Source organism: Streptomyces sp. NPDC048361 (assembly GCF_040651795.1).
GTDB lineage: Bacteria > Actinomycetota > Actinomycetes > Streptomycetales > Streptomycetaceae > Streptomyces.
In genome coordinates this window covers 1-5,783 of sequence record NZ_JBEZKW010000019.1, presented here as the reverse complement: position 1 = coordinate 5,783, position 5,783 = coordinate 1, and the positions used below count along the sequence as shown (strand labels likewise).

The following is a 5,783-nucleotide window of genomic DNA, read 5'->3' as shown; positions in this document are numbered from 1 at the left end:
GGGTGCCCTACAGGGGCGCGGGGCTGTGACACGTGCGCGGCTCCGCCGCGGCGGGCGCGACCGGTCGACTCCGGGTGCCCTACAGGGGCGCGGGGAACTGCACGGGTCCACGGCCGCCGCCCCGGACTATCCTCACCCCGTCGGCAAGACGAACCCCACCCGGGAGGTGAGCCCATCAACACACCACCCCCCAACCGCACCGAGCGCCTCGAACCCGGCGACCCCGAGCGAATAGGCACATACCGCCTCCTCGCCCGCCTGGGCGCAGGCGGCATGGGCCAGGTCTACCTCGCCCGCTCCGACCGCAACCGCACCGTCGCCGTCAAACTGGTCCGCCCCGACCTCGCCGACCAGGACGAGTTCCGCGCCCGCTTCCGCCAGGAAGTCCGCGCCGCACTCCGCGTCGGCGGCCCCTGGACCGCCCCCGTCCTGGACGCCGACACCGAGGCCCCCGCCCCCTGGATCGCCACCGGCTACATCGCGGGCCCCTCCCTCCAGTCCGTCGTGCAGGGCCCGCACGGCCCGCTCCCCGAGCACTCCGTACGCGTCCTCGCCCGCGGCCTGACCCACGCCCTGAAGGACATCCACGGCGCCGGCATCATCCACCGCGACCTGAAGCCGTCCAACGTCCTGATCACCATCGACGGCCCCCGCGTCATCGACTTCGGCATCGCCCGCGCCCTGGAGACCGGCGCCGACGGCAGCATCACCCGCTCCGGCGCGCTCGTCGGCTCACCCGGCTTCATGGCCCCGGAGCAGGTGCGGGGCGACCGGATCACCCCGGCCTGCGACGTGTTCTGCCTCGGCTCGGTCCTCGCGTACGCGGCGAGCGGCCGGCTGCCGTTCGGCGAGGCATCGAGCGGGGTGCACGCGTTGATGTTCCGCATCGCGCAGGAGCCGCCCGCCCTCGACGGCGTACCCGACTCCCTCCAGGACCTCATACGCGACTGCCTCCACAAGGACCCGGCGGCCCGCCCCGGCCTCGACCAGATCCTCTCCCGCCTCCCCGAGCACACCACCGACCCGTGGCTGCCCGCCCCGCTGGTGGCTCAACTGGGCAGCCACGCAGCCCAGTTGCTCGACATGGAGGACCCGGGCGCCACCACCACCGCCCGCACCAGCACCACGAGCACGGAGGTGGCACCGCCCCCGGAGCCACCCCGGCCCGCGCCCCGGCCCTCGCCCCGGCCCACACCTCCGTCCGTACCTGCCTCCGCCGAACAGACCCCGTACGACTACCCGCCCTCCCTCTCCACCCCGTACGCCCCGGATCCCCCGCCCACCCGCAGCACCAAGTCCACGGTGGCGCTGATCGCGGTGGCCCTGGTCGTGGCGGTCGGAGCAGGCGGCTCGGTGTACGCGTTCATGAGCGGCGACTCCCTGAACGGCAGGACCGACGACATCCGCTCGACGACCACTCCCACACCGTCCAACACCGCGCCTCCCAGCGGCAGTTCGAGCCAGGACACGACCCCCCTCCCGCCCGGCGCCGGCGACGTGCCCCGCCCGTACATCGGCGCCTGGTCGGCCACCGTCCCCACGGCCACCGGCGACGACCCCCGCCACCTCGTCATCCGCGCGGGCAAGCCGGGCGACACGGTCCTGACGTTCACCGCCGAGGGCAGCGGCTACCACTGCGTCTTCCAGGCCCGTCTGACCTCCACCCCCGCATCACCCGACACCCCGCTCCAGATGGGCCCCTCCCAGGTGGGCCCCGGCTCGACGGGCGCCTGCACCCCCGGAAAGCCGAGCACCATCAGCCTCCTCCCGGACGGCCGCCTGCACCGACTCATGCCGGAGACCGGCGAGTACCTCGACTACACAAAGGACTGAGCCCGCCCGCCGCCCCCGGGCACGGGCGCCCCGGCTCACCGGTGCTCGTACACCGCGACCCGGCGCCCGTGCACGCGCGTGTCCGACACGCAGACGAAGTACGCGTCGAGCGCGCTCCGTTTGGCCCGGTCCCCCTCGGTCGTCGAGAACCCGGCGGCATCGGTGACGAGGATGACGCGCCGCTGGGCCGCCACAGCCCCCGCTATGCGCGCCGGATCCTTCTCGACACCCTTCAACGTGCCTGATTCCACCGGGGTTTCGAGCAGCGCGACATCGACGAGCCGGGCGAACTTCTCCGGGGCGACCAGGGCGGTGTCGCGCCGCGCGGCCGGCACGAACAGCACGCCGTCGCCGTCATGCGCCGTGGACGCCACCACGTTCGCGGGGGCGATCACGTCGTCGATACGGCTTCCCGGGCCCCGCTGTCCCAGCCCGGCGGGGAGCAGGACGAGGCCCAGGGCGATCACCCACACGGCGACCGCGACCCCGGGCCGCGCAACGGCCCGGTACGCGCGGGCGACCGCCGCGCCGATCAGCAGGGCGAGGCCCAGATGGGAGAAGAGGACGTAACGGTCGACGTAGAGCGGCTTGACCAGGGAAACAGCGAGCAGCACGACCTGCGGCACGGCGAGCAGAGGGAGCGCGACCACCCCCAAGGACACCCCGCCCCCCGCTGCCCCCCGAGGCTCCCGCACAGCGCCCCGCCCTGCCCGCGCCCGACCCACCCACGCACAGGCCACCCCACCCACGATCATGAGCGCCGGCACGGTCAGGGACCCGGGCGTGAGCGGTGCGATCCAGGAGACCTGGACCGACTGGTCCCGGCTGCGCAGGATCAGCGGAAGCGTGCCGGTGACGGCCACCGCCGAAGCGGCCGCCCAGCGCACCACGACGGCCCGCCCCGGCCGTGCGCACACCACGGCGACGGCGTGGGCGGGCAGCAGGAGCAACGCGAACCAGTTGAGCCAGGCAGTGACGAGGACGACCCCCGCGTACGCCATCCACCGCACCGCGCGCCCCGGCCGTTCCAGCAAGCCGGTGAGGAGCCACGTACCGCACGCGGCCCCGAGCGTGACCAGCGCGTACGAGCGCCCTTCCTGCGCGTAGTTCTGGACGGCCGGTATGAGGGCGAGCGCCACTCCGGCACACAACCCCGTTGCCGAGCCGCCCCATTGAGCTCCGATGCGCGCGACGAACGCCGCCGCGCCCGCCATCGCCACGACCGACGGCAGCCGCAGAACAACCAGGCTGTCGCCGAAAAGACCGAACACGCCGTGCATCAGCAGGTAGTAGAGCCCGTGCACGGAATCGACGTGCTGCACGAGGTGCCACAGCTCCGGAACCGAACGCCGCGACACCTGCCAAGTCGCCGCCTCATCACGCCACATGGTGCCCTGACGCGTGATCCCCCAGAGGCCCACCGCCAGCATGACGGCAGCCGGAGGAAGAGAAATCCACGCTTCCCGGCGCTCCGGAAAGAGCGTTCTCCTGGACAGGACTGTGGCCATACGCGTGCCCCCGTGTGCGTGGTGCGGTCGTGCAGGGGAGCGGCGCGGTCGGCTGGTGATGGCCCCCATTTCACGGCTGAACGTGATCTGCATTCATTGACCACAGAAGTATGCGGGGCGGCGACGGCGCCTCAAGCCGCCAGGTCGGGCTGGCTTGAACCCGTTCACCAGCCACCGCATTCCACTTGTACGAGGGGTTCCACGCCGCTGTAGATTCAGGGGCGATTCCGATGGATTCCGCTTGATCCGGCCCACGCCGAAAAAAGGGCCGACGGCCATACCTCGGACCGCCTGACACAATTCGCCATACCGGCCTCCACCGCACCAGGAAATGAGGCGGTCCAGCCCCTCAGTCAAAACGACTGACCACCGAGTTGAGCAGTGGGGTATGCACGAACCGGTCCGGTCCCGAGGGCGGGCAACGCCACGAGAGCGGCCAGGTACGCCCCCTCAGTGCCGGCACGGGCACATAACTCACCGTCGCCCAATCCGCGTTGAACGGCGTCGCCACCACCGGCCACGCCCGGTGCGAGGTGCTGCGCGGCGGCACCAGGAAGTACACCGCCCGCCATCCGCGCGCGTCCACGACGATCGGCCCCGGGTCTCCCCCGGTCAGCTCCTCCATCGCGTCCGCCACACAGCGCCCCGCCTCCCCGTTGATCCGTACGGCGTCGAATTGAACGCCCGCTTTCCTGAGCTGGAACCCGGAGAGCGGAATCCAGTCGAGATTCACCTCGTCGATTTGCGCATCCACGAGACCAGTGTGGGGCCGCGCCGCTAGCGTTTTCCATGACCGCGTGGGGGCCGTCGGGGAGCCGTTGTTCAGCCTCAACCCCCTTGGTACTGGGTCGAATTCGGCGAGGCTGAGTCGTGACCGGTTGAGACCGGTTGAGTCGGAGCGTGATCACATATGGCACGAGCGGAAAACAAGGAGACGGCGGGTCCCATGGCCCAGGTGGTCGCCAAACTCGCCCGCAAATTACGAGTAAGGAAAGGGTGGTCCCAGGACCGACTGGGAGACGAGCTCGGCTTCTCGGGCGCGGCGGTAAGCGCCATGGAAACCCTGGCCCAGCCCGCGAGCGACCAGATGCTGGTGGAGCTGGAGCGCGTCCTTGGCGACGGGATGGGGATCTTCGAGGACGCTCGGGTCGCCGTTCGGATGGAGAAGTACCCCGAACAGTTCAAGGACTTCGCGCCCGTGGAGGAGCGCGCCGTGGTGCTCCAGATGTACGACACGCTGGTCATCAACGGACTGTTCCAGACGGAGGAGTACGCGCGGGCGTTGATCGGCGGAGGCTATCCCCCGCTGCCTGAACAACGGGTGGAAGAACTGGTGCAGGCTCGCATGGAGCGGCAGGCCCTGTTCGACCGGCAACCCATCATCTCGATCGAGTTGATCCTGGAGGAGGCTGTACTGCGGCGAGGTGTCGGAAGTCCCGAGGTCATGCGCAACCAGCTGCAACACCTTGCGGCGTCTGCACGCAGGCGCAACGTGATCATCGACGTGCTCCCTCTCAACTGTGGCTTTCACGGCGAATATGCGGGAGATCGCGGCGGCATGACTCTTGTGGAGACCCCGGACCACGACCACCTGGCGTTCTTCGAAGTCCAAGGTGAAGGCCTGCTCATCAAGGACCCCGCGAAGGTGAGTACGTTCGCACAGCGCTATGCGAAGATCCGGGCACAGGCTCTGGGTCCTCGCGCGGCGCTGGACCTCATCGAGGAGTTGGCAGGGGAGTAGGGATGAGCAACACGCTCCAGTGGTTCAAGTCCAGCTATAGCGACAGTGGGGGCGGGCAATGCCTAGAACTCGCCGTCACCTGGCACAAGTCCTCGTACAGCAACGCCAGGGGCGGCGCATGCGTAGAGGTGGCCACCTGCCCCCAAGCCGTGCACATACGGGACTCAAAGGTGCCGCACGGCGCGACGCTCGCCGTGGCCCCCGGCGTCTGGGCGGCGTTCCTCGATTGGGAGGGCGCCCCGACCCGCTGAGCGGACGGTGCAAACGACGCGCGGCGCCGCCACCCCCCGGCGGCGCCGTGCCCGTGACGAACCTGGGACGGATCCGCGTTGCACCCGCGACACCCGTTCGATAGACATGTAGGGCGCCGCGCGAGGCACGCGCGGCGGTTCGTGATGTCCGTGCCGGTTACGTCGTTTGCGGGGGTGTGTGCGTGAAGTTCGACATGGGGTCCACGACTCTGTCCGATCTGGGGAAGAGCACGGATGGGTCCAGCAGTGATCTGGGCACGTTGATCCGGCAGTTGATCGCTGCGGCTGATCCGCTGGAGGGCAAGTTCAACGGGGCCGGGAAGGTCGCGTTCGACTCGTTCAAGAACCACGCCGACGAGATCACCAACGACCTGAACGGGTCGCTTCAGGACATTCTGGGCGGCCAGTCCGGCATGGACAACGCGTTCGGTGCCGGTGACCACGAGCAGG

At 70.1% G+C, this 5,783-nt stretch carries 6 protein-coding genes; 4 read left to right on the top strand and 2 right to left on the bottom strand.

From position 1 onward, the window contains the following. Positions 1-174: 174 nt before the first annotated feature. Positions 175-1,833, top strand: a complete 1,659-nt coding sequence (locus AB0D31_RS13645) for a serine/threonine-protein kinase (RefSeq protein ID WP_362721678.1) — start codon at positions 175-177, stop codon at positions 1,831-1,833. Positions 1,834-1,868: 35 nt separating this feature from the next. Here AB0D31_RS13645 and AB0D31_RS13640 read toward each other — a convergent pair whose 3' ends face one another. Both AB0D31_RS13640 and AB0D31_RS13635 read right to left on the bottom strand, forming a co-directional pair. After that, positions 1,869-3,155 carry a glycosyltransferase family 39 protein gene (locus AB0D31_RS13640; protein ID WP_362721422.1) on the bottom strand — a complete coding sequence of 429 codons (1,287 nt, stop codon included), beginning with the start codon at positions 3,153-3,155 and terminating at the stop codon, positions 1,869-1,871. Between the two features lie 535 nt (positions 3,156-3,690). Further along, a complete protein-coding gene (locus AB0D31_RS13635) occupies positions 3,691-4,095 on the bottom strand; it encodes a hypothetical protein (protein ID WP_362721419.1) in 405 nt (134 codons plus the stop codon). 156 nt (positions 4,096-4,251) lie between these two features. Here AB0D31_RS13635 and AB0D31_RS13630 point away from each other — a divergent pair, with 156 nt between their 5' ends. From AB0D31_RS13630 to AB0D31_RS13620, 3 genes are all read left to right on the top strand, one after another. Further along, on the top strand, positions 4,252-5,082 hold the full coding sequence (locus AB0D31_RS13630) for a helix-turn-helix transcriptional regulator (RefSeq protein WP_362721416.1): 831 nt from the start codon (positions 4,252-4,254) through the stop codon (positions 5,080-5,082). Positions 5,083-5,084: 2 nt separating this feature from the next. After that, a complete protein-coding gene (locus AB0D31_RS13625; RefSeq protein WP_362721413.1) occupies positions 5,085-5,333 on the top strand; it encodes a DUF397 domain-containing protein in 249 nt (82 codons plus the stop codon). A gap of 182 nt (positions 5,334-5,515) precedes the next feature. Then, a partial coding sequence (locus AB0D31_RS13620; protein ID WP_362721412.1) for a hypothetical protein occupies positions 5,516-5,783 on the top strand: 268 nt, incomplete at its 3' end.

Excerpts from the sequence above, each read along its gene's own strand:
- AB0D31_RS13625 (WP_362721413.1), top strand. The coding sequence starts at position 5,085 with ATGAGCAACACGCTCCAGTGGTTCAAGTCCAGCTATAGCGACAGTGGG.
- AB0D31_RS13630 (WP_362721416.1), top strand. The coding sequence starts at position 4,252 with ATGGCACGAGCGGAAAACAAGGAGACGGCGGGTCCCATGGCCCAGGTG.